Origin of the sequence: Mesorhizobium sp. WSM4989 (assembly GCF_029625795.1) — a bacterium.
GTDB lineage: Bacteria > Pseudomonadota > Alphaproteobacteria > Rhizobiales > Rhizobiaceae > Mesorhizobium.
The window spans coordinates 47,087-71,828 of sequence record NZ_JARTVN010000003.1 but is presented as its reverse complement, the minus strand read 5'-3'; the positions used below and the strand labels follow the sequence as shown (position 1 = coordinate 71,828).

The following is a 24,742-nucleotide window of genomic DNA, read 5'->3' as shown; positions in this document are numbered from 1 at the left end:
CGGTGTGGGCGCTATTTCAGTTCGAGCAGGCGTTCGAGGTAGCTGCGCTCGATGTCCGGGCTGAGCGCGTTGCCGAGGCGCTTGCGGATCGCTTCGAGGATCTGGCGGGCGCGCTGCACGTCGATCTCGTCGGGCACCTTGACGGAGTTGCCGTCGTCGGGGCCCTTCGTGGCGCGCGGCCGGCCAAGCGGGTCGCGGTCAGCGTCCTGCTGACGTCCGCCCTGTTCGCTGCCGCCCTGGTCGCCCTGCATGGCCTGCATCTGCTTCATCATCTCCTTGGCGCCGCGGCGCAGCGCCTCCAGCGCACGGCCCTGGTGGCCGACCGCCTCGTCGCCCTCGCCTTCGCCCAGCGCCTGCTCGGCATCGCTCATGGATTTGCCGGCCTCGCCGAAGCCCTCATTGGGCTGCATGCCCATGCCTTCGAGGCCCTTCTTCAGCTTGTCGAGCTCGCTCTGCAGCTGGCCCTGACCTTCCTGCAGCTGCTTCAGCGCATCCGCGAATTCCTGCGGCGTCATTTGCTTCGGCCGGCCGAGCGGGTCGCGGTCATCACCGGGCTTCTGCCCATCCTGCGACTGCTCGCCATCCTCGCCCAGCTGCTCGTCGCGATTTGCACCGCGCTGCCGATCGCCGCGCTGCATCTGGTCGAGGCGGAAGGTATCGTTCATCATCTCCTGCTGGCGCCGCATGATATCGCCCAGCTTGTCCATCTGCTGGCGCATCTCGCTGTCCTGCTCGCCGGCCTGCTGCTGGCGCCCGGCCTGCAGGTTGTTCATCATGTCCTGCAGTTCCGACAACAACTGCTGGGCCCGGTCTCGGTCGCCGGATTTGGCGAGATTCTCGATCTCGTCCATCATCCGGTTGATGTCGCTCTGGCGCAGTTCCCGACCGTTCTGCTGCATCTGCGGCGCGTTCGGGTTCTGCTGGGCGCGCTGGGCGAATTCCTGCAGGAACTGGTTCATCGCCTCGCGAAGTTCCTTCATCGCCTTTTCGAGCTCTTCGTCGCTGGCGCCGTTTTTGATGACGTCCTGTAGCGCCTGCTGCGCCTGGCGCAGCCGACGCTCGGCGGCCGACAGATTGCCTTCCTCGATGCCGAGCGCGATCTCCCACAGATAAGCCACCTCGTTGCGCAGCTGGTCGTCGTTCTCGGCAAGCTTCAGCCGGCTCCTGGCGCTCATGATCGCGAGGTAATGCGACATGTTGTCGAAAGTATCCTCCGGGCGCAGGGTGATCGCGTCCATCAGGTCGAGCACGCGCGGCTTGGCGTTGGCGTCGAGCGCCAGCAGGCGGCGCTGCTCGATCACAGCGCGGGCCAGCGGATTAGAGAAGGGCCGCTCCGGCATCACCAGCGTCCTGGTCTCGCTGGTGGCGGTATGGCCGGCATCGTCGGTGGCGGTCAGCGTCAGCTTGATGGTGCTGCCGGCCCAGACATGCTCGGTCAGATCCTTGGTCGTCTTGGCGGCGTTCGCCTTGCCGCCGCGGCGCGGCAGCGTCAGCGGCATGTCGGGCGGGCCATAGAGCGGATGTGCACTGGCCGGCGGCGGCTCAGACAGCTCGAAGACGGCCTTGGCGGAGGCCGCGCCATAGTCGTCGTCGATCTGGTAGTTGAGCTCGACGGCGCCATTGACGGCACGCTTGGGCTCGCCGACGAAACGGATCGTCGGCGGTTTGTCCGGGGTGATGGCGAAGGCCCAGTGGCCGAGATCGTCCTCGCCGGACTTGAGCCGCAGCGTGCCGTTGGTGTTCAGCTTGCCGGAGAACTGGCGCACTTTGAGCCCGGCTGGGGACCCCGGCTGCGCCGCGGCTGGCGTGGCGCCCTTCGGCGCAACCGGCTCTATGGCGCGATCATTGCCGTTCGCGTCGGCATAGCTCAGCGTTTCTTCGCCGGTTCCGCCAGTGACGCGCAGCGAGACGTCGCTGCCCTCAGGGACGCTGAAGACCTGCGCGGCCTGGTTGACGTCAGCGGTCAAGAACAGCGGCGGCTTGCCGGTATAGGAAGGCGGCGTCACCCAGGCATCGATGCGCGGCGGCACGCTATCGCGCGCGGCGCTGGCGACGAAGCCGTCGCTGATCCTGCCGCCGAAAGGTCCGAACGAGAAGGCAAAAGCGGTGACGAACAGCAGCCCCACCACAGCCCGCAGGCCCCAGCGGTCGTAATCCGGCACGCTTGTGCGCGGCCTGTCGGCGCCCAGATCGGAGAGCCGCTCGGCCATGCGCTTCTGGTGCTCGCGCCACAGCGCCTGCGAGAAGAGGCTGTCCGCGCCGCTCGGCCGGTCGGTCTGCACCTGCACGGGGCTGTGCAGCAGCTCGTTCGCTGCCTCGATGCGCCGGTCGACCTCGGCGGCGGACGGAATGCGGAAGAAGCGCAGCGCAAAGAGCGCGGCGAGCGCCGAGATGGAGAAGAGGATCAGGAGGCCGATCCGCGCCAGATCCGGCAGGCGCTGGAACAAGCCCAGCCACGAGACACTGAGGAACAGGCCGGCGACCACCGCCAGCGGCAACAGCAACGGCCAGCCGCGCTCGAAGATCATCGAGGCCCGCGTCGCCAGCCGGCTCAAGGCAAGGCGCCCGGCCAGACCGCGTTCGCCGCTGGAAATGGGTCGTTCCGTCATCGGCCCTTCCTGCCCGGGCAGGATCGCCCGGACCTCATGAGCAGAGGATAACACCAAACACGGCGAAGGCGAGGCGGGTTCCAAAATCTGTGACGGGTTCGCCGCCTTTACGATCAGAAATTCGCGGGATTCGTGTTGGATCCGCAGACCAGGACGGCCACGCGCTCGCCGGGAGCCGGCACGTAGCGGCCGGAAAGCATCGCGGCAAAGGCAGCGGCTCCGCCCGGCTCGGCGATGATTCGCGCCCGGTCCCAGAGCGCTTTCTGCGCCGCCACGATGTCGTCGTCGCTGACCAGGATCGAGCGCTCGACGAAAGCTTTCGCGATCGGGAACATCATTTCGCCGACGCGCTTCGGCGCCAGCGAATCGGCGGCGATGCCCTCCGCCGGTGCATCGACCGGCTTGCCGGCTTCGAAGGCGCGGTGAAGCGTCGGCGCGCCCTCGGGCTCGATGGCGATGATGCGGATGCGGCCAGCGAACCAGGCGGCGATGCCGCCGATCAGGCCGCCGCCGCCGACCGCGACAAGCAGTGTGTCGATCTCCGGCAGATCGGCTTCGATCTCGAGCCCGAGAGTGCCTTGGCCGATGAGCGTCTCTTCCTGGTTGAACGCGTGGATCTGCAGGGCGCCGGTTCGTTCGGCAAAATCCTCGCTGGCGGCCAGCGCCTCGGCATAGCGCGCACCGCCGACCACCAACTCGGCGCCGTAGCCGCGGATGCGCTCGAGCTTTGCCGGCGGGCTGACCTCGGGCACGAAGATGGTGGCCCTGTGCCCGAGCTTCATGGCGGCATAGGCGACGGCGGCGCCATGATTGCCGCCGGAGGCGGCGACCACACCCGCTGCGGGCACCTGCCGCTCGAGCAGGTTGGTGAAGGCGCCGCGCGCCTTAAACGAGCCGGAATGCTGCAGACATTCGAGCTTCAGATCGACCGGAAAGGCCGGCCGGCCGAAGTCAGCCATGTCGACGCGCAGCACCGGCGTGTGGCGGACGAAAGGGCGGATGTGCGGTTCCACCGCGGCGATGCGTCCGCGCGTGATAGCTCCAGTCTCCAGCATGGCTTGCTCCTTTGAGCGCGGGACCCTCGTGCTTCTATTTCAGCCACTCGGGCAATGAATCCAGCCCGATCAACTCCTCATGGGTCGGGCGCGGCCGCACGACGTGAAAACGGTCGCCATCGACCAGCACTTCCGGCACCAGCAGCCTTGTGTTGTAGGTGCCGGCCTGCACGGCGCCGTAAGCTCCAGCGGTGGCGACGGCGATGAGGTCGCCAGGATTCAGCCTGGGGAGGTCGCGGTCGAGGCCGAGGAAATCGCCTGTCTCGCAGACCGGCCCGACGATATCGACCGTCATGCGCGGCGTGGCGGCCGGCGGCTGCACCACCGGCTTGATATCATGGAAGGCGTCGTAGAGCGTCGGCCGGATCAGGTCGTTCATGGCGGCGTCGACGACGAGGAAGTTCTTGGCGTCGCCTTCCTTCACATAGATCACTTCCGAGACCAGGATGCCGGCATTGCCGACGATCAGCCGGCCAGGCTCGAACATCACCTTCAGGCCGAGCCGGGTGACATGCTTCCTGACGATCTCGGCATAGGCGTCGGGCAAGGGCGGCGGGCTGTTGTCGACGCGGTACGGAATGCCGAGGCCGCCGCCGAGATCGACATGCTCGATTGAATGCCCGTCGGCGCGCAGCACGCCGACCAGTTCCACCAGCAGCGCGAAAGCGTCGTCGAAAGGCTGCAGCTCGGTGATCTGGCTGCCGATATGGGTGTCGATGCCGGTGACCTTGATGCCCGGCAGCTCCGCCGCGCGAGCATAGACCTGGCGCGCCCGCTGCCACGGGATGCCGAACTTGTTCTCGGCCTTGCCGGTGGAGATCTTCTTGTGGGTCCTGGCGTCGACGTCCGGGTTGATGCGCAGCGAGACGGGTGCCACCTTGCCGAGCGCTGTGGCGCGCGCCGACAGCAGTTCGAGTTCGGGTTCGGACTCGACGTTGAAGCAGAGGATGCCGGCATTGAGGGCGAAGTCCATTTCCCGCGCGGTCTTGCCGACGCCGGAAAACAGGATCTTGCTCGCGGGGATGCCGGCGGCTAAGGCGCGCCGCAGTTCACCTTCCGACACCACGTCGGCGCCGGCGCCTTGTCTTGCCAAGGTCTTCAGCACGGCCTGGTTGGAATTCGCCTTCATGGCGTAGCAGACCAGCGCGTCGAGACCGGCAAAAGCTTCCTTGAAGACCCGGAAATGCCTGGTCAGGGTCGCGGTCGAATAGCAGTAAAACGGCGTGCCGACGCTGGCGGCGATGCCGGGGATTGCCACATCCTCGGCGTAGAGAACGCCGTCGCGGTAGTCGAAATGGTTCACGGGGAGAGGTCCGAAAATTGGAGCGCGATGAGATCGGATGATCTCCTCGGCTCTAGAGCAAGGGGTCGAGAATGAACTTCTTGTCCTTGACCGGTTTCTCAGGCTCGGGCGGCAGCGGCTGTTTGGCTCGCTCCGCATCCTTGCGCGCCTGCACGGCAGCCTCGTAAGGCGTATCGAGGCCGCCTCTCCTGCCGCAGGCCGTGACGGTGACAACCGCCGCCAGCAGCGCGAGCGTCATCAAAATCCTGCCTCGGGTCATCGATCCATCCGTTCGAAACTGTTTTGTCCAGCCGCGCTTTTAGCCGAGTTTTCGGCGCATTGCATCCCGGCATCACGCCTTGGCGAGCCGCTTTTTCCAGTAGCGGATCTGCTTCTTCACCTCCGACGGCGCGGTGCCGCCGAAGCTGGTCCGGCTCTTCACCGAATTCTGCACGGCAAGCACGGAGAAGATGCCGTCGGTGATACCGGAATGGATCGAGCGGAGGTCCTCCAGCGAGAGCTTTTCCAGGCCGACCTTCTTCTCCTCGGCGAGCGCGACGGCGCGGCCGGTGACGTGATGGGCCTCTCGGAAAGGAAGGCCCAGATTACGCACCAGCCAGTCGGCGAGGTCGGTGGCAGTGGCATGGCCGGCACCGGCGGCCTTTTTCATGGAGATGGCGTTGACGGTCATGTCGCGGACCATCCCGGCGGTCGCCGCCAGCATCAGGTCGAGCGTTTCGGCTACGTCGAAAACCGATTCCTTGTCCTCCTGCATGTCCTTGCCATAGGTCAGCGGCATGCCCTTCATCACCGTCAGCAAGCCGACCAAATGGCCGTTGATGCGGCCGGTCTTGCCGCGCACCAATTCGGCGGCGTCGGGGTTCTTCTTCTGCGGCATGATCGAGGAGCCGGTGGAGAATGAATCCGATAGCCGAATGAAGCCGAATTGCGGCGTCGACCAGATGATGATCTCTTCGGCCAGCCGCGACAGATGCGTGCCGCAGATCGCGGCGATCGAGAGGAATTCGAGCGCGAAGTCGCGGTCCGACACGCTGTCGAGGGAATTGCGCATCGGCTCGCGGAAGCCGAGCGCCTTCGCCGACATATGGCGGTCGATGGAAAAGCTCGTGCCGGCCAGCGCGGCGGCGCCCAGCGGGCTTTCGTCCATGCGCTCGATGGCGTCGCGGACACGTGACAGATCGCGGCCGAACATCTCGACATAAGCCATGCAATGATGACCGAAGGTCACCGGCTGCGCGGCCTGCATATGGGTGAAGCCGGGCATTACCGTCGCGGCGTGCTCCTCGGCGCGCTCGAGAAAGGCGCCGATGAGGTCCTTCAGCGCCTGGGCGACGCGCTGGCATTCCTCCTTGACCCAGAGTTTCAGATCGACCGCCACCTGATCGTTGCGCGAGCGGGCGGTATGCAGGCGGCCGGCAGCCGACCCGATCAGATCGGCCAGACGCGCCTCGACATTCATATGGATGTCTTCGAGCTTGGTCGAGAATTCGAATTTCCCGGCCTCGATCTCTTTCAGGATCGTGTTCAGGCCGTGAGCGATTTTTTCTTGATCGGCGGCCGAAATAATGCCCGTTTCAGCCAACATCTCGCTGTGGGCGATCGAGCCGCGGATGTCCTGCGCGTAGAGTTTGCGGTCGAAGGCGATCGATGCGTTGATCGCTTCCATGATCGCGGCCGGACCCGAGGCAAAACGTCCGCCCCACATCTGGTTGCTAGCCTTCTTGTCGCTCATCGCTATAACCCGTGCTCCGGAGCAGTTTTTAAGAAAATGGCAGACGGCAATAAATTCTTCCCGGCCCCGCGCCTCATCCTCGCCGCGCTTGTAGCGGGCGTGCTGGCCGGCGCGGTCGCGGTATATGTCAGCGAGAGCGGTTCTGGCAACAACGCGCCGGATCAGGTTGCCGCGGCCAGCACCGGCAAGGACGACGTCGCTTGCAAGGCGAAGGCCGAACGGGCCAAGCAGGTTGCGGCAAAGGCCGTCGGTCAGGTCGCGGCACTGCAGCCGGCGGATCCGCCGCAATCGCTGAAGGGACTCGCCTTCAACGGACCCGACGGCAAGCCGACGACGATCGCCGGCCATGCCGGCAAGACGGTGCTGCTCAATCTGTGGGCGACATGGTGCGCGCCCTGCCGCGCCGAAATGCCGGCGCTCGATGCGTTGCAGAACGAAAAAGGCGGCAACACTTTCGAGGTCGTCGCGGTCAATGTCGACACCGGCGATGACGCCAAGCCGAAAAAGTTCCTGAAGGAGATCGGCATCGAGACGCTCGGCTACTACCGGGATGCGACAATGGGCCTGTTCAACGAGGCCAAGACGCGCGGGCTGGCGCTTGGCCTGCCGGTGACGATGCTGATCGACGGCGAAGGCTGCCTGATCGCACATATGAACGGACCGGCGGAATGGTCGAGTCCCGACGCCAAGCGACTGGTGGAAGCCGCGCTCGGTCCGTCAAGCTGAGCGCGCGGCGGCGGGCTCGAGCATGAGGATGCGGCCGCCGCGGGCCTCGACAGCATCCATGGCCGCCGGCGCCGGCACGCCGGTCAGTTCGCTGAAGGTTTCGATCGGGCCTGGCCTGCCGAGATAGTATCCCTGGCCGATCTCGCAGTCCTCGGCATCGAGGAAGCGCAATTCGTCCAGCGTCTCGACGCCTTCGGCCAGCACCGGCAGGCCGAGGCCGCGCCCCAGCCCAAGCACGGCGCGCACGATGGCCGCGACCTGGCCGTTCCTGTCGACCGACTTGATGAACGAGCCGTCGATCTTGATCTTGTCGAAGGGAAAGGCGCGGAGATTGGAAAGCGATGAATAGCCGGTTCCAAAATCGTCCATCGCGACGCGGATACCAAGCGCCTTGACCTGCCGCAGGGTCGCCAGCGCCCGGGGCATATCCTTGATAAGGGCCGTCTCGGTCACTTCAAGCTCCAGCCGTCCGGCCGGAAGTCCCGAACGCAGCAGGATCTCGTGCACTTTGCGGCTGAAATTCGGGTTGTGGAGTTGCACCGCGGAGACATTGACGGCGATGGTCAGCGGAGTTTTCCAGCGCACGGCTTCCTCGCAGGCCGTCGCCAGCACCCATTCGCCGATCTGGGCGATGGCGCCGCTGTCTTCGGCGACCGGGATGAAGACCGACGGCGGGATGTTGCCGCGCTCCGGATGATGCCAGCGGATCAAGGCTTCGAAGCCGATCATCTTGCCGCTGCTGATCTCTTTTTGCGGCTGATAGACCAGCCGGAACTCGCCGCGCGCAACCGCCTGGCGCAGATCGTGCTCCATGGCGCGCCTGTCGCGCGTCTCGGCACCCATCGAAGCCTCGAAATAGCGATAAGTGTCCTTGCCCTCGGCCTTGGCGCGGTAGAGCGCGGTGTCGGCATGGCTTACCAGCGCCGCCTGCTCGTCGGCATCCAGCGGGAAAAGAGCAATGCCGATGCTGGCCGACACCAGCTCGCCGCCGGGCGACAGTTGGCTCTCCTGGCGTAGCTTGGAAAGCACCGCCTCGGCGATGCGGCCTGCGGCCTGCGGGTCGGGAAGGTTCGGCGCGATGATGGCGAACTCGTCGCCGCCGAGGCGGGCGAGCATCTGCCCATGGCGGAGCACGCCCGAACCGCATTGCGCCACCCTCTGCAGCACTGCATCGCCGGCCGCATGACCGAAGAGGTCGTTGACCTCCTTGAAGCGGTCGAGATCGAGAAGCATCAGCGCGAGCTGCCCGTCCTTGCCGCTCGCCGTGGCGATCTCGGCCTCGAGCCGGCTGGTGAAGCTGCGGCGATTGGCAAGCCCGGTCAGCGGATCGAAATGCGCCAGGCGAAGGATCTCCTGCTCGGCCTTCTTGCGCTCGCGCATGTCGCGGACGGCGACGACGTCGTGAGGCTTGCCGCAATAGTCGATGCTGCGGGCGATCAGCTCGACCGGAATGCGGGTGCCGTCCTGGCTGCGCAGCTCGGCTTCCTGCGCCTGACCGCTGCCGCCGGCGATGGCTGAGGCAACGCGTTCGCCGAAGAGGTCGCTGAGCGTCATCACGTTCAGCGTGCCGGGCGCGATGCCGCTCAGCGCCGCGATGCTGTCGTTGGCGCTGACGATGCGGCTGCCGTCGCAAACGATCAGCCCCTCGACCGCCGCGTTGGCCAGGCCGTGCATGCGCTGCGCTTCCGCCTGATGCCGGCGGAACCGCAGGTCGATGCGGAGCGCCGCGGCCGAGAGCACCAGAATGACCAGGCTTGCCGCCGCAGCGGCAAAGGCTTGCGACATCGGCGCGATGGTGAATTTTGAGATCTCTATCGAGGAGTCCGGATAGATCGAGACCGCCGCCATGGCGATAAAATGCAGTGTGCAGATGGCCAGTGTGAGCAAGACGGCGGCAGCGATCGTCGTAAGCGTCGACGGGCGGCAAAGCACGACGAGCAGCGAAAGCGCGGCAAGCGTGACGCCCGCCGCCAGCGAAAGAGCGACGAGCAGCTCGTTCCAGACGATCCTGCCCTGGACCTCGAACGCCGCCATGCCGGTATAGTGCATCACGGCGATGCCGACGCCGAGCACGGCGCCGCCGACAAGATAGTGATCAATGCCGCCGCGGATGGTGGCGATCCACATTCCGGCCGCTGTCAGAACTACGGAGGCGGCCAGCGAAAGCGCGGAAAGCTCCGCGTTATAGGCGTTGGGTATTCCCGGCGTGAAGGCGATCATGGCGACGAAATGCGTCGCCCAGATACCGAATCCGGTCGCCGTGGCTGCAATCAACAGCCATGCGTAGCGATTTCGACTGGTCGATTGCTCGACATGGCGAAGAAGATTGACCGCCGAGAAAGAGGAAATTCCGCAGATGAGCGCCGCAAGTGCGACCAACCTCAGATCGTGCTCGTGCACGATGCAATTATAGACGGTCAACATTTGGCCCCACCTGATCTTCCCGCATCAATCAAGTTAAGATTGCTTAAGGCCCGACGGCTGAAGAATCGATTAGTGGACCTGCAACCGACGCGTGTGCCTCAGGTTGTAAAGGACGGATAAGGTTGGGCCGGCTGTCGCAATACGATGGTTGGAGTCGCTCAAATCCTAAGCCGGCAAGCAATCTGCCCGGCCGTGACCGATGCACGTTAATTTAGGATCAGATGATGTTCATCGACGCATAACAAAACCGTTGTCCGATTGTCATGCGCAACACATACTGGTTCTGCGGAAGCCCCCCTTTCGCCAATCACAACGGGAGATGAAAACATGAAGCTCTTCGGCTTCGCGGCAGGTGTTGCCGCTACCTTGACCCTGCTTTCCACCACGTCCGCTTTCGCTGTCACGCAGATCAGCTGGTGGCATGCGATGACGGGCGCCAATGCGGAAGTCGTCGACAAGATCTCGAAGGACTTCAACGCCAGCCAAAGCGACTACCAGATCGTTCCGGTCTTCAAGGGCACCTATCCCGAGACGCTGAATGCAGGCATCGCCGCGTTCCGCGCCGGCCAGGCGCCGGACATCATCCAGGTGTTCGATGTCGGCACCGGCGTCATGATGGCGGCCGAGAGCGCGATCAAACCCGTGGCCGAAGTTTTGACGGGCGCGGGGATGACGTTCGATAAGAGCCAGTATCTGCCCGGCATTGTCGGCTACTATTCGAAGCCGGACGGCACCATGTTGTCTTTCCCTTACAATTCCTCCTCGCCGATCCTCTACTACAACAAGGACATCTTTCAGAAGGCCGGCCTCGACGTGAACAACCCGCCTAAGACCTGGAACGAGGTCTGGGAAGCGGCGAAGAAGATCAAGGCGAGCGGCGCGGCCCCTTGCGGCTACACCTCGACCTGGCTGACCTGGATCCATCTGGAAAATTTTGCCGCCTGGAATAATGTTTCCTGGGCGACCCAGCAGAACGGACTGGCCGGCGGCGACGTCGAGCTCAAGATCAATGCGCCGATTTTCGTCAACCACTTTCAGGCGCTGGCTGACCTCGCCAAGGATGGCACTTTCAAATATGGCGGGCGAACCTCCGAAGCCAAGCAGATCTTCCTCGCCGGAGAATGCGGCATCTTTACCGAGTCGTCGGGCGGGCTCGGCGATATCGTCAAGTCGGGAATGAACTACGGCATCGGCCAACTGCCGTATGACAGCGATGCCAAGGGTGCGCCGCAGAACACGACCCCCGGCGGCGCAAGCCTCTGGGTTTTCAGCGGCAAATCCGATGCGGAGTACAAGGGCGTCGCGGCCTTCTTCGCCTATCTCTCCAAGACCGAGGTGCAGGAATATCTGCACCAGAAGTCGGGCTACTTGCCGGTGACGCTGGCAGCCTATGAGGCGACCAAGAAGTCCGGCTTCTACGATAAGAACCCGGGCCGCGAGACACCGATCCTGCAGATGACCGGCAAGGCGCCGACCGAAAATTCGAAGGGTGTGCGCCTGCCCAACCTGCCTCAGGTGCGCGATATCCAGAACGAGGAGTTCGAGAAGATGCTGGCCGGCCAGGAAACGGCCCAGCAGGCGCTCGACAATGCCGTCTCGCGCGGCAACGCGGCGATCAAGGACGCGTTGGGCAACTAAACCTGGCCGAGGATGAAACGTCGCCCGCGCGGATCGGCGCGGGCGATCCTTGCTTGACGAGGAAACCAAGCTGACCCCGCGCGTCGTTTTCCCCAACAAAGTCCTGCCTTACCTGCTTGTGGCGCCGCAACTCGCCATAACACTGGTTTTCTTCTATTGGCCGGCCGGGCAGGCGCTCTACCAGTCCATGCTCAGGCAGGACCCATTCGGGCTGAAGAGCAAGTTCGTCTGGTTAGCCAATTTCCGCAAAGTGCTTGCCGACCCGGCCTATCTCAACTCGATCAAGGTAACGGTGGTATTTTCGCTTGCCACCGCAATCGTGGCGATGGCAGTGGCGTTGCTGCTTGCCGTAATGGCGGAAAAAGTGGTGCGCGGGAAAGCGCTCTACCGCACACTGATGATCTGGCCCTATGCGGTGGCGCCGGCGATCGCCGGCATGTTGTGGCTGTTCCTGTTCAACCCTTCGATCGGCTCGCTATCCTACGTGCTGAGAAGTCTCGGCATAGCCTGGGACCCGTTGCTCAACGGCAGTCACGCCATGATCCTTTTGGTTTCCGCCGCAGCATGGAAGCAGATCAGCTACAATTTCCTGTTCTTCGTCGCCGGGCTGCAGGCGGTGCCGAAGACGCTGATCGAGGCGGCGGCGATCGACGGCGCTCGCGAGACCAAGCGTTTCTGGACCATCATCTTCCCGCTGCTCGCGCCGACGACCTTCTTCCTGCTGGTCGTCAACACTGTCTATGCCCTGTTCGACACGTTCGGCATCGTCCATGCCGTCACCGGCGGCGGACCGGGCAAGACCACCGAGACGTTGGTCTACAAGGTCTACAATGACGGCTTCGTCAACCTGATCCTCGGCGACTCGGCGGCGCAGTCGGTGATCCTGATGGTCATCGTCATCGCGCTCACCGCCATCCAGTTCCGCTATGTGGAACGCAAGGTCCACTACGGCTGAGGCAAGCGATGATCGGCCAGTCCCCGTTGCGTGTCCTGATCGCCCATGCCGCTCTCATTCTCGGCATTTTGATCGTTGCATTTCCCATCTACTACACATTCGTGGCCTCGACACAGACGCTGCAGACGATCCTCAAGCCGCCCCTGCCGCTGCTGCCCGGTGACCAGCTCTGGAACAATTACAGCGAGGCCCTGTTCGGCGGTGTCGGGCGCATCGGCGGCGTCAGCGTCGGCAGGCTGCTTCTCAACACGACGGTCATGGCGCTCGGCGTCGCGGTCGGAAAGATCTTCATCTCGATCCTGTCGGCTTATGCCATCGTGTTCTTTCGTTTCCCGCTGCGCATGACCTTCTTCTGGCTGATCTTCATCACTCTGATGCTGCCCGTCGAGGTCCGCATCCTGCCGACCTACAAGGTGATGGTCGATCTCGGCATGATCGACACCTATGCCGGTCTGATCATTCCGCTGATCGCCTCGGCCACGGCCACGCTATTGTTCAGACAGTTCTTCATGACCATCCCGGGCGAGCTCGTCGAGGCGGCGCGCGTCGATGGTGCCGGGCCGTGGCGCTTCTTCTTCGACATCCTCCTGCCGCTGTCGCGCACCAACATCGCGGCGCTGTTCGTCATCCTCTTCATCTATGGCTGGACGCAATATCTGTGGCCGCTGCTGGTCACCAACAGCAACGACATGAACACCATCGTCATTGCGCTGAAAAAGATGGTTTCCTTCGCCGACGCCGATACCCAGTGGCACCTTGTGATGGTCACTGCGATGCTGGCCATCGTGCCGCCGATCCTTGTCGTGGTGCTGATGCAGCGCTGGTTCGTGCGCGGCCTGGTCGAATCCGAGAAGTGAGGGGCGATGGCGACGGTTGATCTCAATGATGTGAGGAAGCTCTATGCCGGCGGCGTCGAGGCCGTGAAAGGCGTTTCCATCGCCATTCCGGACAAGCAGCTTTGCGTGCTGGTCGGTCCCTCCGGCTGCGGCAAATCGACGTTGCTCAGGATGATCGCCGGACTCGAGACCATCTCGTCCGGAACGGTTGCGATCGACGGCAAGATCGTCAATGCCGTCGGTCCGACCGAACGCGACATTGCCATGGTCTTCCAGAATTACGCGCTCTACCCGCATATGAAGGTCTACGACAACATGGCCTATGGCCTGCGTAATCGCGGCACGCCGAAAGCCGAGATCGACAGCAGAGTGCGTTCAACTGCCAAGGTGCTGGAATTGTCGGGACTGCTCGACCGGCGCCCTCGCGAGCTTTCCGGCGGCCAGCGACAGCGCGTCGCCATGGGCCGGGCGATCGTGCGCAATCCGAAAGTCTTCCTGTTCGACGAACCGCTCTCCAACCTCGACGCCAAGCTGCGCGGCCAGATGCGGGTCGAGATCAAGAGCCTGCAGCGCAGGCTCGGCGTCACTTCGGTCTATGTCACCCACGACCAGCTCGAGGCGATGACGCTAGCTGACATGCTTGTCGTCATGAATGCGGGGCTGGTCGAGCAGATCGGCGCTCCCCTCGACATTTACGAGAAGCCGGCCTCGACATTCGTCGCGTCCTTCATTGGCGCGCCGCCGATGAACCTGCTCTCACTGAGCACAGAAAGTTCTGCAACTGAGCTGGAAGGAAAGTTGCTTGTTCTTGCCCCGCCCGGCGGGCAGGCGGCAATGCTAGGCTTCAGGCCCGAGGACGCCGAACTCGTCGCCGATGCCGAGGACCGATCCGGGGCGCTGATGCTGCCCGCAACGGTCGAGGCCGTGGAGCCGGTCGGCGCGGAAACCTTCCTGCACTGCTCGGCTGCCGGCAATAATATCGTGGTACGGGTCGGCGGCCGCACGGCGGCAAAGCCCGGCGACAAGTTGCGCATCACCGCCACAGCCGAGAAGTTGCACTGGTTCGATCGGGGCGGCAGGCGCCTCGGCAGCGTAAGCCCCTCCTCTTGACTCAGCTTCAGGCAAACACATGCGCCTTGCCGGTCACCGTGAGGCGCACGATCTCGCCGACCTCCGGCACGTCCATGCCGGTCTTGCGCAGGACGAGCGGTGTGTTGCCGATCGCGGCCGCATCCGGCGGATCCGGGCTATTGAGCAGCCGCACGGCGATGGTGCAGACCGAGCCGGCGAATTCGGAGTCCGTCACCTCGCCGAACAGCATGTCCGGCGTCCCCGACATGCCTTCGCGGGAGGTTCGTTTAAGCACCACCTGCTCGGGCCTGAGCATGATACGGGCGACGTCGCGCCGCTCGGTGATGTTGACCGCGATGCGGCCGAGCGGCGATATGGCAAAGCCGTCGGCGATCTTGGCCGGCACGATGATGGCGTCGCCGAGGAACTCGGCAACCATCCTGTCCCTGGGCTGGAAGTAGAGCTCGCGCGGCGTGCCGACCTGCGAGAACAGGCCGTCGCGCATGACGGCCACCTGGCTGGCGAAGGACAGCGCCTCGGCCTGATCGTGGGTGACCAGGATGGTTGTGATGCCCGCATCCTCCAGAAGCTCGGCCACCGCCTTGCGCATCGAGGCCCGGAGGCCGGTGTCGAGCGCCGAGAACGGCTCGTCGAGCAGCATCAGGCGGGGTTTCATCGCCATGGCACGGGCAAGCGCGACACGCTGCTGCTGGCCGCCGGAAAGCTCGTGCGGACGGCGCTTCAGGATCGCCTTGTCAAGCCCGACGATATAGGCGAGCTCGACAATGTGCTCGGCGCGCTTCTCGGCGCTTCGGGGCATGCCGAAGCCGATATTGTCGGCGATGGTGAGATGCGGGAAGAGGGCGCCGTCCTGCGCCACCACGCCGATGCCGCGGCGATGCGCCGGTACCGCCGCCCCGCCATTGGCGAGCAGCTTGCCGTCGAGCGCGATGCGGCCGCGGTCTGGCGCCTCGAAGCCGGCGATCAGCCTCAGCAAGGTGGTCTTGCCGCAGCCGGAGGGTCCGACGATCGCGGTGCGGCTGCCGCTTTCGACGGTGAGGTCGACGCCGGCAAGTGCTGCCACCGGGCCATAATGTTTTGCTACGTCGCGGAGCTCGAGGAAGCTCATCGGCCGGCCATCCGCTTTGACTGGACGTAGAGCACCCAGGTCATGGGGAGCGACATCGCCACCATGATCAAGGCGTAAGGGGCGGCCGAGGCGTAGTCGATCTCGCCGCTGTAGGACCAGAACGCCATCGCAAGGGTGCGGGTGCCGTTCGGCGCCAGCATCTGCGTGGCGGTCAATTCATTGGTGATGCCGAGTGCCACCATCGCCATCCCGGCCGCCGCGCCCGGCGCCGACAGCCGGATCGTGGTCGACCATAGCGCCCTGAGCGGCGGGCGGCCGAGGCTCGAAGCCGCGCGTTCGAGTTCCACCGGCGCCTGGGCGATCGAGGCGCGCAGGCTGACCAGCGCGCGCGGCAGGAACATCAGCGCATAGCCGAAAAGGATGGTGAAGAGCGTCTGATAGAGCGGCAAGGCGATGCGTACGGTGATGGTCACCAGCGCCAGCGCGACGACCACACCCGGCAGCGAGCCGACGATGTAGTTGCAGCTCTCGAGCAGGCGCTGCAAGCGGCCGGGCGCACGGATCGAGATCCAGGCCATGGGCATTGCGGCGACCGTGGCAAGCAGCGCGCCGGTGACGGCGAGGACCAGCGTCTGGCCGAGCGCCAGGCTGATCTCGTCCCAACGCCAGACGTCGGCGCCACCGGCAAGCAGCCAGCGGCCGACGGTCACAAAGGGCACGCCGAGCGTGAGCAGCGCAGTCCCGGCGGGCAGCAGCAAGCAAGGCAGCGTGGCGCGGCCGAGGGCGACACGCTGCTGCTGGCGCGCCGCCCCGGAGCCGACGCGGGCATAACGCTCCTCACCACGCACGATCACCTCCACGCCAAGCAGCACGAAGCAGCAGGCGACCAGCACGGCGGCGAGCATGTTCGCCGCCGCGCCGTTGAAGGTCGACTGGAACTGGTCGACGATCGCGGTGGTGAAGGTATCGAAGCGGATGAAGACATAAAGCCCGTATTCGGCAAGCAGGTGCAGGCCAACCAGCAGCGAACCGCCGCAGATGGCCAGCCTCAACTGCGGCAGCACGACACGCGCGAAGACGCGCCAGGGTCCGAGGCCCAGCGCTGCGGCGGCATCTTCCAGCGCAGGGTCAAGCCGGCGCAGCGCCGCTGCGATCGGCAGATAGAGGAACGGGAAATAGGCGATGACGGAGACGAGCACGCCGGCCCAGAGCCCGTGCAGGTCGGGGATCAGGCTGATCCAGGCGTAACTGTGGACGAAGGCGGGAATTGCCAAGGGCGCCACCGACAGCCACGACCACCAACGGTTTCCGGGAAGGTCGCTGCGCTCGGTCAGCCAGGCAAGCGCCACCGACAGCGCGATGGCGATCGGGACGGCCAGGACGACAAGCAGGATGGTGTTGACCAGGAGCGCGCCGACGCGAGGCCGAAAGATCAGCGCCACCACCGTGTCCCATCCCGTCTGGATGCCCACCCAGACGATGAAGGCAAGCGGCAGGAGAGCGATCAGCGAGACGATGGCGGCCGCAAGCGTAATCCACGACGTGGACCGCCGGCTCTGCCTTGCGGCAGCCGGCGGCCCCGAATGCGTGAGGTCGATCGCGGACATCAGCCGGAATGCACCGCCTGGAGACGATCTGATGAACCGCGAACGCGGTCGGAAACGCAGATGATCGTCATCGACGAGGCCATCTCCAAAACAAAAGCGCTCCCGCGGAAAGCGAATTCCGGCGGGAGCACGGTCGGTTGTCCTTTTAGGACGAACGCGGACTAAAGCAAGCCGGCTTGCGTCATCAGGTCGATGACCTTCTTCGAGTTCAGGTGCGTCGGATCGATCTTGGGCGCCTGCAGATCGGCCAGCGGCACGAGCTTCGGGTTCGACATGGCATTCTTGCCGACCGCGTATTCATAAGAGGTCCCGGTTTTCAAAACCTCCTGGCCGGCCTTGCCGGTGACCCACTTCAAGAAAGCCTGGGCTTCCTTCGGATGCTTGCTCGAGGCCAGCACGCCGCCGCCAGAGATCGACACGAACGCGCCCGGGTCCTGGTTCTTGAAATAATGCAGGCCGACATTCTTGCTGTTCTCGCCGGTCTTCGCCTGGTCGCCGAAATAGTAGTAGTGGTAGATCACGCCGCCATCGATCTCCCCGGCATTGACCGCCTTCATCACCGTATTGTTGCCCTTGTAGGCGGTGAAGTTCTGCTTCATGGCCTTCAGCCAGTCGGAAGTCGCGGCTTCACCTTTGAGCTCGAGCATCGCGCTGACGATGGCCTGGAAATCGGCGCCGGACGGCGAGGCGGCCCACCGGCCCTTCCAGCTCGGATCGGCAAGGTCGAGCAGCGACTTGGGCAGCTGGCCTTCCTTGAGCTTGTCCTTGTTGTAGGCAAAGACGGTGCTGCGCGCGGCGACGCCCACCCATTTGCCGCTCGAAGGCTGGTATTCCTGCGGAACCTGAGCGAGGGTGTCGGCATCCACCGGCGCGAACATGCCGGCCGCCTCGACCAGCGCCATTGCAGGCGAATTCTCTGTCAGGAACACGTCGGCCGGCGAGGCAGCACCCTCGGCGACGATCTGGTTGGAGAAATCGCTGTCGCCGCCGTTGCGCAGCGTGACCTTGATGCCGGTTTCCTTGGTGAAGCCCTTCGCCCATTCCTTGGCCAGGCTTTCATGCTGGGCGTTGTAGACGATGATGCCTGCATCCTCCGCCATGGCCGGTCCGGCGATCAGGCCGAGCGCCAGCGCGGCGGCGCCGGCAAGAGTGGAAAAGGCAGTTTTCATGGGCATCGTCCTCAAATCTGGAGACAGGGGTTCGGGCTCAGGCGCACCTATAAATACCTGATTACAATAGTCAACATTCCGGCCTGCTTCAATCGGTCGCCGTGCCGCAAACTTTCGTGATTTTCCGGTACTTTGGCTTGGACATTATTTCGCCGGACACGTAACAAACCAGGGCCGAGACGCGAACATCGGGGGTAAACTCTTGTGACCGGCAAGGACGAGGCCGAGCTTTCCCGGCTGCTCAGGGCCGCGATCGCGGGAGACGAAAGGGCTTACGCCGACTTTCTTCACCGGATAGCCGCTCTCGTTCGCGGCTTCGTCCGGCGCAAGATCGTCCAGGGCGGGGTCGACCCCGAGGATGTCGTGCAGGAAACCTTGCTGGCCATTCACGTCAAACGGCACACGTGGCGAGAAGACGCGCCGGTGCTGCCATGGGTCTATGCGATCGCCCGCTTCAAGCTGATCGATGCATTCCGCAGGCGCGGCCGTCGCATCGAGGTCGAGATCGACGAGATCGCAGAGACGTTCGCCGAGCCGGAAGCGGAGACGGTGAGCGAGCGCGACATAAACCGGGCCCTGGACGGCTTGCCGCCCTCGCAGCGTTCCGTGGTTTCCTCGATCTCGGTCGACGGCCATTCGATCGGCGAAACGGCGGTCAAGCTCGGCATCAGCGAGACGGCGGTGCGCGTGTCGCTGCATCGCGGCCTTGCCGCGATCGCCAAAAGGTTCGGACGACGGTGACATGAGAACCGAGGACCTCATAAAGGCGCTCGACGCCGATGCCCGCAACAAGGCGATGCCGCTTGGCCTCGCCTGGTGGCTGGCCGTCGGCGTGGCGGTTGTGGTCGCGGCGGTGGTCTTTTTCATGACCATCGGTCCGCGCCCGGACATCATGCCGGCCATGCATACGATGCGCTTCATATCGAAGTTCGTCTTCACCTTGGCGCTCACGACCAGCGCATTCGCTCTGATCCGAGCGCTGTCGGCGCCCGGTGCGGCGAGCAGGCGAGCGAAACTATGGATGCTCGCCGCGCCCGCGCTCGTCGTGATCGCGGTCATCCTGGAGCTTTTCGTCGTGCCCGAGGCGGACTGGGGCAGGCGGCTCGTGGGTACCAACATGATGATCTGCATGAGCTTCATCCCGTTGATCGGCATCGGTCCCCTGGCGATCTTCCTCGGCATGCTGCGCTATGGCGCGCCGACGCGGCCGGTGCTGGCCGGCGCGGTCGCGGGCCTGCTCGCGGGGGGCGTGGCGGCGACCTTCTATGCCGCACATTGCTTCGACGATTCGCCGCTGTTCGTCGCCACCTGGTACACGATCGCGATCGCTTTCCTCACCGCACTCGGCGCGCTTGGCGGACGGTTTTTCGTCCGCTGGTAGGATTACACACCGATCCTTAATCATGCCGGCAATTGCTTTGCCGGTTAGCGGCGTGGCCGCCGCAGCTTACAACCATTCCTTAAAATCGATCCGCCAGGGTTGTGGCAGTTGCGCATGGGGTGGGATCGCATTGTGGCGTGGTTGAGTTGGAAAGGTCCGCGGGCCGGCAAGCGCGCTGTGCTCGCCTTGATGGCGGCAGGGCTTATCACCCTGATGGCGTCGGTCCTGTTGCCGGCGCTGGAGCTCGGTGCGGACGCGCTGAAGTTCTGCCTGCAGATATCGGTCGCCGTCACCGCCGTGACGCTCTTTGTCTCGGCGCTGTTCATCCGCAGGATCATCGACGACCGCCGGCAGATTGCCGAGAGCGAGCAGCGCTTTCGCCGCGCGATGGAAGATTCGGCGATCGGCGTCGCCATCGTCGGCCTCGACGGCCGCATCCTTCAGACCAATCCCGCCTTCGCGGCGATGCTCGGCTACAGCCGGGCGGAAATCGAGGCGCTGACCTTCTTCCAGATCACGCATCCCGACGATCTGCAGATCGGCCGTGAGACGATGATCGCGCTGAAAGAGGGAAAGATCGATTCCTTTCATTTCGAGAAGCGCTACCTCAAGAAGGACGGCACTCCGGTCTGGGCGCAGCTCGCGGGCTCGGTCATTCGCGAAGACGAGACCGGCAAGCCGCTCTATCTTGTGTCGCAGATCGAGGACATCGATGCGCGCAAGCAGGCCGAAGCGCGCATCGCCGAAGCCGAGACGCGTTGGAATTTCGCGCTGACCAGCGCCGGACAAGGCGTCTGGAGCCTCGACATGCGCAAGGGCGGCACGACTTACTCCGAAACCTGGGTCAGAATGCTGGGCTATGACGATGGCGAGCTGGACGGCGACCCCGACCGCTGGCTGACGATGATCCACCCGGACGACCGCCAAATCGTCGCCGAGGCGGACCGGGCGCATCTTGACGGCGAGACGGCCTTCTTCGAGGCCGAGTTCCGGATGCGCCACAAGGACGGCCATTGGGTCTGGATCCTCGACCGCGGCAAGGCGATCGAACGCGACCGCGAGGGCCGGCTGATCCGGGCGATCGGCAGCTTGACCGATATCACGGAGCGCAAGGAGGCCGAAGAACGGCGCAAGGTCTCGGCGGCGATGCTCGCCGACGAAAAGGAGCGGCTCAGGGTGACGCTGCAGTCGATCGGCGACGCGGTGATCTGCACCGATGCCGCGAACCGCGTCACCTTCATGAATCCGGTCGCCGAAAAGCTCACCGGCATTGCCAGCGGCGAGGCGCTCGGCAAGGTGCTCGGCGATGTCTACTGGGCGGTCGACGAGGAAACCGGGCAGAGGATCGGCCTGACACGATCTTCGGCCGCCGACCGCCATCATTGCGATCAGAACGCCCGCGCCGTGCTCATCAGGCGCGACGACACGCGCTGCAGCATCCGCCAAATGGTGTCGCCGATCATGAACGACCGCGACGAGTTCTGCGGGCTCGTCATCGTCTTCCAGGATTTCACCGACGCGCGCGCCCTGCAGCGCCAGCTCGCTTATGCCGCGGCGCATGACGCGCTGACCGGGCTCGCCAACCGCCCAAGCTTCATCCGCACGATGGAGGAGTTGGTCGATCGGTGCCGGTTGAATGGCGGCGAGCATCAGTTCATGTTCGTCGACCTCGACCACTTCAAGGCGGTCAACGACACTGGCGGCCACGCGGCGGGCGATGCGCTGCTGAAGCGCGTCGCCGACGCCATCCGCAACGTGCTCGGGCCGGAAGATATCGTCGCCCGCCTGGGCGGCGACGAGTTCGCGGTCATACTGAAATCGGGCGCGCCGGCGCGAGCGACGGTCGCGGCGCGTTGCATCATCGAAGCCATCCGCAACCTGGGCTTCAGCTGGGACGGTCGTCCGCATTCGATCGCCGCCAGCATCGGGCTTGCGCCGATCCGCGCCGGCTGCGGCGAGGTGGACGAGATCATCGCCCGCGCCGATGCCGCCTGCTATGCCGCCAAGGCGGCCGGCCGCGGCTGCGTTTCGGCAGCACCCGATGAAGTTTCGAAGGACGAGGCGGCGCCCCTGCCGCTTGCCGCGGCATCCTGAACGCCGCGCAGTGAGCGTTCAGTCGCGGGGCTCAGCGCGTCGGCACCGGATGGTCACCGCGATAGTCGTAGAAGCCGCGGCCGGTCTTGCGGCCGAGCCAGCCGGCCTCGACATATTTCACCAGCAGCGGGCAGGGGCGATACTTGGAGTCCGACAGGCCCTCATGCAGCACCTGCATGATCGACAGGCAGGTGTCGAGACCGATGAAGTCGGCCAGTTGTAGCGGCCCCATCGGATGGTTGGCGCCGAGCCGCATGGCGGTGTCGATGGCGTCCACCGTGCCGACGCCCTCATAGAGCGTGTAGATCGCCTCGTTGATCATGGGCAACAGGATGCGGTTGACGATGAAGGCCGGGAAATCCTCCGAAACGGTGATCGTCTTGTCGAGCCTGTTCACGAAGGTCTTGGCGGCCTCGAACGTCTGGTCCTCGGTGGCGATGCCGCGCACCAGCTCGACCAGCTTCATCACCGGCACCGGGTTCATGAAATGTATGCCGATGAAGCGCTCAGGCCGGTCGGTCTGCGCGGCGAGCCGGGTGATCGAGATCGAGGAGGTGTTGGTCGCGAGAATCGCCTCCGGATTGAGCTGCGGGCAGAGTTGGGCGTAGATCTTGCGCTTGACCGTCTCATCCTCGGTCGCCGCCTCGATGACGAGGTCGGCGGCGGCAAGATCGGCCATGGCGGACGCCGATGAGATGCGGGCCATCGCCTCGTTGCGCGCCTTCTCCTCGAGCTTTCCCGAACCGACCTGACGGGCCATGTTGCCGCTGATCGTGGCGATGCCCTTCTCGACCCGGTCGGGCGAGATGTCGTGGATCAGGACCTTGTAGCCGGCCAGCGCCGAGACGTGGGCGATACCGCCCCCCATTTGACCTGCGCCGACAATGCCGATCGTCTCGATCTTGCTCATTACCCCAATCCCGTCTGGAGCATTTCCGCTTCTGCGAGGCACGGAAGCGCTCCCTTCTCTTTGTTTCCCGCAATTCCGGACGCAAAGTGGCTCGGCACTTTCCTGGAATTGCCTTTTTTGTTTATCGCAATTCCGGAGGGAAAACCGTACGGACTTTTCCTGGAATTGCGCAAGCCTTTACCGGCCTGCTTTTTGTGCAGTGCAAACTAAAAGGGCGGGGCGACTTCGTCTACCCCACCCTTCCGATTTTAATATGCCAGAGCAGAAAGCGTCAAAGCGCCTTTTGCAGCTCCGGCAGGATGACGAAGAGATCGCCGACGAGACCGTAGTCGGCAACCTGGAAGATCGGCGCTTCCTCGTCCTTGTTGATGGCGACGATGACCTTGGAATCCTTCATGCCGGCAAGATGCTGGATGGCGCCCGAGATGCCGACGGCAATGTAGAGATCGGGGGCGACCACCTTGCCGGTCTGGCCGACCTGCCAGTCATTGGGGGCATAGCCCGCATCGACCGCTGCGCGAGAGGCACCGACAGCGGCGCCGAGCTTGTCGGCGACCGGCAGGATGACTTCCTGGAACTTCTCCGACGAGCCGAGAGCACGGCCACCCGAAATGATGATCTTGGCCGAGGTCAACTCGGGACGGTCGTTTTCGGAGAGCTTGTTCTCGACGAAGGAGGAGAGGCCGGGATTGGCGGCGGCGTTCACCGTCTCGACCGGGGCCGAGCCGCCCTCGGGCGCCCCTTGGAAGGAGGCGGTGCGCACCGTGATCACCTTCTTGGCGTCGGTCGACTGCACGGTCTGGATGGCGTTGCCGGCATAGATCGGCCGCTTGAAGGTGTCGGGCGTGACCACCTCGATGATCTCGGAGACCTGCGCGACGTCGAGCAGGGCCGCCACGCGCGGCGCGACGTTCTTGCCCGCTGAGGTCGCGGGGGCGACGATCGCGTCATAGGAGCCGGCGAGCGAGACGACGAGTGCGGCCAGCGGCTCCGCCAGGCGTTCGGAGAGCTCGTCGGCCTCGGCCAGCAGGACTTTGCGAACACCCTTCAGCTTGGCGGCCGCGTCGCTTGCCGCCTTGGCGCCTTTGCCGGCGACCAGCACATCGACATCCGAGCCGATCTGCAGGGCCGCCGCGAGCGCCTTGGCGGTCTGGTCGGAAAGGCTTGCGTTGTCGTGTTCGGCGATGAGGAGAATTGCCATTTTCTGTTCCTTTCCTGACCGCTTTAGAGCACGCCGGCTTCGTTCTTGAGCTTCTCGACCAGCTCGGCGACGCTGTTGACCTTGACGCCCGCCTTGCGGCCGCCGGGCTCCTCGGTCTTGATCACCTTCAGGCGCGGCTTGACGTCGGCGCCGTAGTCGGCCGGGCTCTTCTCGTCGAGCGGCTTCTTCTTGGCCTTCATGATGTTGGGGAGCGATGCATAGCGCGGCTGGTTCAAGCGAAGGTCGGCGGTCACGATCGCCGGCATTTTCAGCTCAACCGTCTGCAGGCCGCCGTCGACCTCACGCGTTACCTTGGCATGATCGCCGGCGAGCTCGATCCTGGAGGCGAAGGTGCCTTGCGCCCAGCCAAGCAGCGCCGCCAGCATCTGGCCGGTCTGGTTGCTGTCGTCGTCGATCGCCTGCTTGCCGAGGATGACGAGGCCGGGCTTCTCGGCCTCGACGACGCCCTTCAACACCTTGGCGACACCCAGCGGCTCGGTCTGCTCGTCGGTCTTGACCAGGATGGCGCGATCGGCGCCCATGGCGAGCGCGGTGCGCAGCGTCTCCTGCGCCTGCTGCGGGCCGATCGAGACGACGATGATCTCCTCGGCCTTGCCGGCTTCCTTGATCCGGATCGCTTCCTCGACCGCGATCTCGTCGAACGGGTTCATCGCCATCTTGACGTTGGCAAGCTCGACGCCCAGTCCGTCGGCCTTAACGCGGACCTTGACGTTCGCGTCCACAACCCGCTTCACGGGCACAAGGATCTTCATTTTCCTGTCACCTCTCCTGAGATAGTCGGGCGCGCTATAGCAGTGTGCGCCTTGTCAGAGTTGTCGAAAGCCGACATTCCGGGCGGAATTCTGGTCTCCAACGGCCAAGAAGCAGTTCCACCCCGATGTTTCGGTTGAGCATGATCATTCCGAAAAGCGGTTCCCACT

At 64.4% G+C, this 24,742-nt stretch carries 20 protein-coding genes; 8 read left to right on the top strand and 12 right to left on the bottom strand.

Going from position 1 to position 24,742, the window contains the following annotated elements; all coding sequences use genetic code 11:
* Nucleotides 1-11: 11 nt before the first annotated feature.
* The 5 genes from P9217_RS25120 to argH all read right to left on the bottom strand — a co-directional run bounded on the left by P9217_RS25120 (nt 12) and on the right by argH (nt 6,699).
* Complete coding sequence (locus P9217_RS25120; RefSeq protein ID WP_278087997.1) at nt 12-2,609, bottom strand: TIGR02302 family protein; 2,598 nt, start codon at nt 2,607-2,609, stop codon at nt 12-14.
* Between the two features lie 113 nt (nt 2,610-2,722).
* Entirely contained in the window at nt 2,723-3,664 is a 942-nt protein-coding gene (locus P9217_RS25115) for a threonine/serine dehydratase (RefSeq protein ID WP_127325189.1), read from the bottom strand.
* A gap of 34 nt (nt 3,665-3,698) precedes the next feature.
* Nucleotides 3,699-4,967 carry a diaminopimelate decarboxylase gene (lysA, locus tag P9217_RS25110; RefSeq protein WP_278087998.1) on the bottom strand — a complete coding sequence of 423 codons (1,269 nt, stop codon included), beginning with the start codon at nt 4,965-4,967 and terminating at the stop codon, nt 3,699-3,701.
* A gap of 52 nt (nt 4,968-5,019) precedes the next feature.
* Entirely contained in the window at nt 5,020-5,226 is a 207-nt protein-coding gene (locus P9217_RS25105) for a lipoprotein (protein WP_067319112.1), read from the bottom strand.
* Between the two features lie 72 nt (nt 5,227-5,298).
* Complete coding sequence (gene argH / locus P9217_RS25100) at nt 5,299-6,699, bottom strand: argininosuccinate lyase (RefSeq protein WP_127215753.1); 1,401 nt, start codon at nt 6,697-6,699, stop codon at nt 5,299-5,301.
* Nucleotides 6,700-6,735: 36 nt separating this feature from the next.
* Between argH and P9217_RS25095 the strand changes: the two genes are divergently transcribed.
* The gene (locus P9217_RS25095) at nt 6,736-7,425 is read left to right on the top strand and encodes a TlpA disulfide reductase family protein (RefSeq protein ID WP_278087999.1); all 690 of its coding nucleotides are present in this window, start codon (nt 6,736-6,738) and stop codon (nt 7,423-7,425) included.
* On the opposite strand, the gene P9217_RS25090 is transcribed toward P9217_RS25095, so the two are convergent.
* Nucleotides 7,417-9,849 (bottom strand): EAL domain-containing protein, encoded by a 2,433-nt coding sequence (locus tag P9217_RS25090; RefSeq protein WP_278088000.1) that lies wholly within the window; start codon nt 9,847-9,849, stop codon nt 7,417-7,419. The genes P9217_RS25095 and P9217_RS25090 overlap by 9 nt on opposite strands.
* Before the next feature lie 327 nt (nt 9,850-10,176).
* Here P9217_RS25090 and ugpB point away from each other — a divergent pair, with 327 nt between their 5' ends.
* The 4 genes from ugpB to P9217_RS25070 all read left to right on the top strand — a co-directional run bounded on the left by ugpB (nt 10,177) and on the right by P9217_RS25070 (nt 14,388).
* Nucleotides 10,177-11,487 (top strand): sn-glycerol-3-phosphate ABC transporter substrate-binding protein UgpB, encoded by a 1,311-nt coding sequence (gene ugpB, locus P9217_RS25085; protein WP_066990210.1) that lies wholly within the window; start codon nt 10,177-10,179, stop codon nt 11,485-11,487.
* Between the two features lie 70 nt (nt 11,488-11,557).
* Nucleotides 11,558-12,442: a sn-glycerol-3-phosphate ABC transporter permease UgpA gene (gene ugpA / locus P9217_RS25080; protein WP_278088028.1), complete on the top strand. Its 885-nt coding sequence runs from the start codon at nt 11,558-11,560 to the stop codon at nt 12,440-12,442.
* A gap of 8 nt (nt 12,443-12,450) precedes the next feature.
* On the top strand, nt 12,451-13,299 hold the full coding sequence (gene ugpE / locus P9217_RS25075) for a sn-glycerol-3-phosphate ABC transporter permease UgpE (RefSeq protein WP_066990208.1): 849 nt from the start codon (nt 12,451-12,453) through the stop codon (nt 13,297-13,299).
* A 6-nt stretch (nt 13,300-13,305) separates the two neighbouring features.
* Nucleotides 13,306-14,388, top strand: coding sequence for a sn-glycerol-3-phosphate import ATP-binding protein UgpC (locus tag P9217_RS25070; protein WP_278055930.1), 1,083 nt, complete (start codon nt 13,306-13,308; stop codon nt 14,386-14,388).
* Nucleotides 14,389-14,395: 7 nt separating this feature from the next.
* Here P9217_RS25070 and P9217_RS25065 read toward each other — a convergent pair whose 3' ends face one another.
* From P9217_RS25065 to P9217_RS25055, 3 genes are all read right to left on the bottom strand, one after another.
* Nucleotides 14,396-15,478 (bottom strand): ABC transporter ATP-binding protein, encoded by a 1,083-nt coding sequence (locus P9217_RS25065; protein ID WP_278088001.1) that lies wholly within the window; start codon nt 15,476-15,478, stop codon nt 14,396-14,398.
* The gene (locus tag P9217_RS25060; RefSeq protein ID WP_278088002.1) at nt 15,475-17,046 is read right to left on the bottom strand and encodes an iron ABC transporter permease; all 1,572 of its coding nucleotides are present in this window, start codon (nt 17,044-17,046) and stop codon (nt 15,475-15,477) included. Before P9217_RS25060 ends, P9217_RS25065 begins: the two co-directional genes overlap by 4 nt.
* Before the next feature lie 161 nt (nt 17,047-17,207).
* Nucleotides 17,208-18,215, bottom strand: a complete 1,008-nt coding sequence (locus tag P9217_RS25055; protein WP_095799910.1) for an iron ABC transporter substrate-binding protein — start codon at nt 18,213-18,215, stop codon at nt 17,208-17,210.
* Nucleotides 18,216-18,419: 204 nt separating this feature from the next.
* On the opposite strand from P9217_RS25055, the gene P9217_RS25050 reads away from it, so the two are divergent.
* The 3 genes from P9217_RS25050 to P9217_RS25040 all read left to right on the top strand — a co-directional run bounded on the left by P9217_RS25050 (nt 18,420) and on the right by P9217_RS25040 (nt 21,690).
* On the top strand, nt 18,420-18,956 hold the full coding sequence (locus P9217_RS25050) for a sigma-70 family RNA polymerase sigma factor (protein WP_066990192.1): 537 nt from the start codon (nt 18,420-18,422) through the stop codon (nt 18,954-18,956).
* Nucleotide 18,957: 1 nt separating this feature from the next.
* Nucleotides 18,958-19,596 (top strand): NrsF family protein, encoded by a 639-nt coding sequence (locus P9217_RS25045; RefSeq protein ID WP_278088003.1) that lies wholly within the window; start codon nt 18,958-18,960, stop codon nt 19,594-19,596.
* Nucleotides 19,597-19,728: 132 nt separating this feature from the next.
* Entirely contained in the window at nt 19,729-21,690 is a 1,962-nt protein-coding gene (locus P9217_RS25040) for a PAS domain S-box protein (RefSeq protein WP_245460483.1), read from the top strand.
* Between the two features lie 31 nt (nt 21,691-21,721).
* Here the strand turns inward: P9217_RS25040 and P9217_RS25035 are convergent, their stop codons facing one another.
* The 3 genes from P9217_RS25035 to P9217_RS25025 all read right to left on the bottom strand — a co-directional run bounded on the left by P9217_RS25035 (nt 21,722) and on the right by P9217_RS25025 (nt 24,574).
* Nucleotides 21,722-22,600, bottom strand: a complete 879-nt coding sequence (locus P9217_RS25035; protein WP_066990182.1) for a 3-hydroxybutyryl-CoA dehydrogenase — start codon at nt 22,598-22,600, stop codon at nt 21,722-21,724.
* A 271-nt stretch (nt 22,601-22,871) separates the two neighbouring features.
* Entirely contained in the window at nt 22,872-23,801 is a 930-nt protein-coding gene (locus tag P9217_RS25030; protein WP_095799913.1) for an electron transfer flavoprotein subunit alpha/FixB family protein, read from the bottom strand.
* 23 nt (nt 23,802-23,824) lie between these two features.
* A complete protein-coding gene (locus P9217_RS25025; RefSeq protein WP_127216820.1) occupies nt 23,825-24,574 on the bottom strand; it encodes an electron transfer flavoprotein subunit beta/FixA family protein in 750 nt (249 codons plus the stop codon).
* Nucleotides 24,575-24,742 lie beyond the last annotated feature (168 nt).

Coding starts and splice junctions, on each gene's coding strand:
- P9217_RS25045 (WP_278088003.1), top strand. CDS start 18,958: ATGAGAACCGAGGACCTCATAAAGGCGCTCGACGCCGATGCCCGCAAC.
- P9217_RS25090 (WP_278088000.1), bottom strand. CDS start 9,849: ATGTTGACCGTCTATAATTGCATCGTGCACGAGCACGATCTGAGGTTG.
- P9217_RS25120 (WP_278087997.1), bottom strand. CDS start 2,609: ATGACGGAACGACCCATTTCCAGCGGCGAACGCGGTCTGGCCGGGCGC.
- P9217_RS25030 (WP_095799913.1), bottom strand. CDS start 23,801: ATGGCAATTCTCCTCATCGCCGAACACGACAACGCAAGCCTTTCCGAC.
- P9217_RS25060 (WP_278088002.1), bottom strand. CDS start 17,046: ATGTCCGCGATCGACCTCACGCATTCGGGGCCGCCGGCTGCCGCAAGG.
- P9217_RS25025 (WP_127216820.1), bottom strand. CDS start 24,574: ATGAAGATCCTTGTGCCCGTGAAGCGGGTTGTGGACGCGAACGTCAAG.
- P9217_RS25095 (WP_278087999.1), top strand. CDS start 6,736: ATGGCAGACGGCAATAAATTCTTCCCGGCCCCGCGCCTCATCCTCGCC.
- ugpE (WP_066990208.1), top strand. CDS start 12,451: ATGATCGGCCAGTCCCCGTTGCGTGTCCTGATCGCCCATGCCGCTCTC.
- P9217_RS25065 (WP_278088001.1), bottom strand. CDS start 15,478: ATGAGCTTCCTCGAGCTCCGCGACGTAGCAAAACATTATGGCCCGGTG.
- P9217_RS25035 (WP_066990182.1), bottom strand. CDS start 22,600: ATGAGCAAGATCGAGACGATCGGCATTGTCGGCGCAGGTCAAATGGGG.
- P9217_RS25115 (WP_127325189.1), bottom strand. CDS start 3,664: ATGCTGGAGACTGGAGCTATCACGCGCGGACGCATCGCCGCGGTGGAA.
- P9217_RS25055 (WP_095799910.1), bottom strand. CDS start 18,215: ATGAAAACTGCCTTTTCCACTCTTGCCGGCGCCGCCGCGCTGGCGCTC.
- P9217_RS25105 (WP_067319112.1), bottom strand. CDS start 5,226: ATGACCCGAGGCAGGATTTTGATGACGCTCGCGCTGCTGGCGGCGGTT.
- ugpB (WP_066990210.1), top strand. CDS start 10,177: ATGAAGCTCTTCGGCTTCGCGGCAGGTGTTGCCGCTACCTTGACCCTG.
- argH (WP_127215753.1), bottom strand. CDS start 6,699: ATGAGCGACAAGAAGGCTAGCAACCAGATGTGGGGCGGACGTTTTGCC.
- P9217_RS25070 (WP_278055930.1), top strand. CDS start 13,306: ATGGCGACGGTTGATCTCAATGATGTGAGGAAGCTCTATGCCGGCGGC.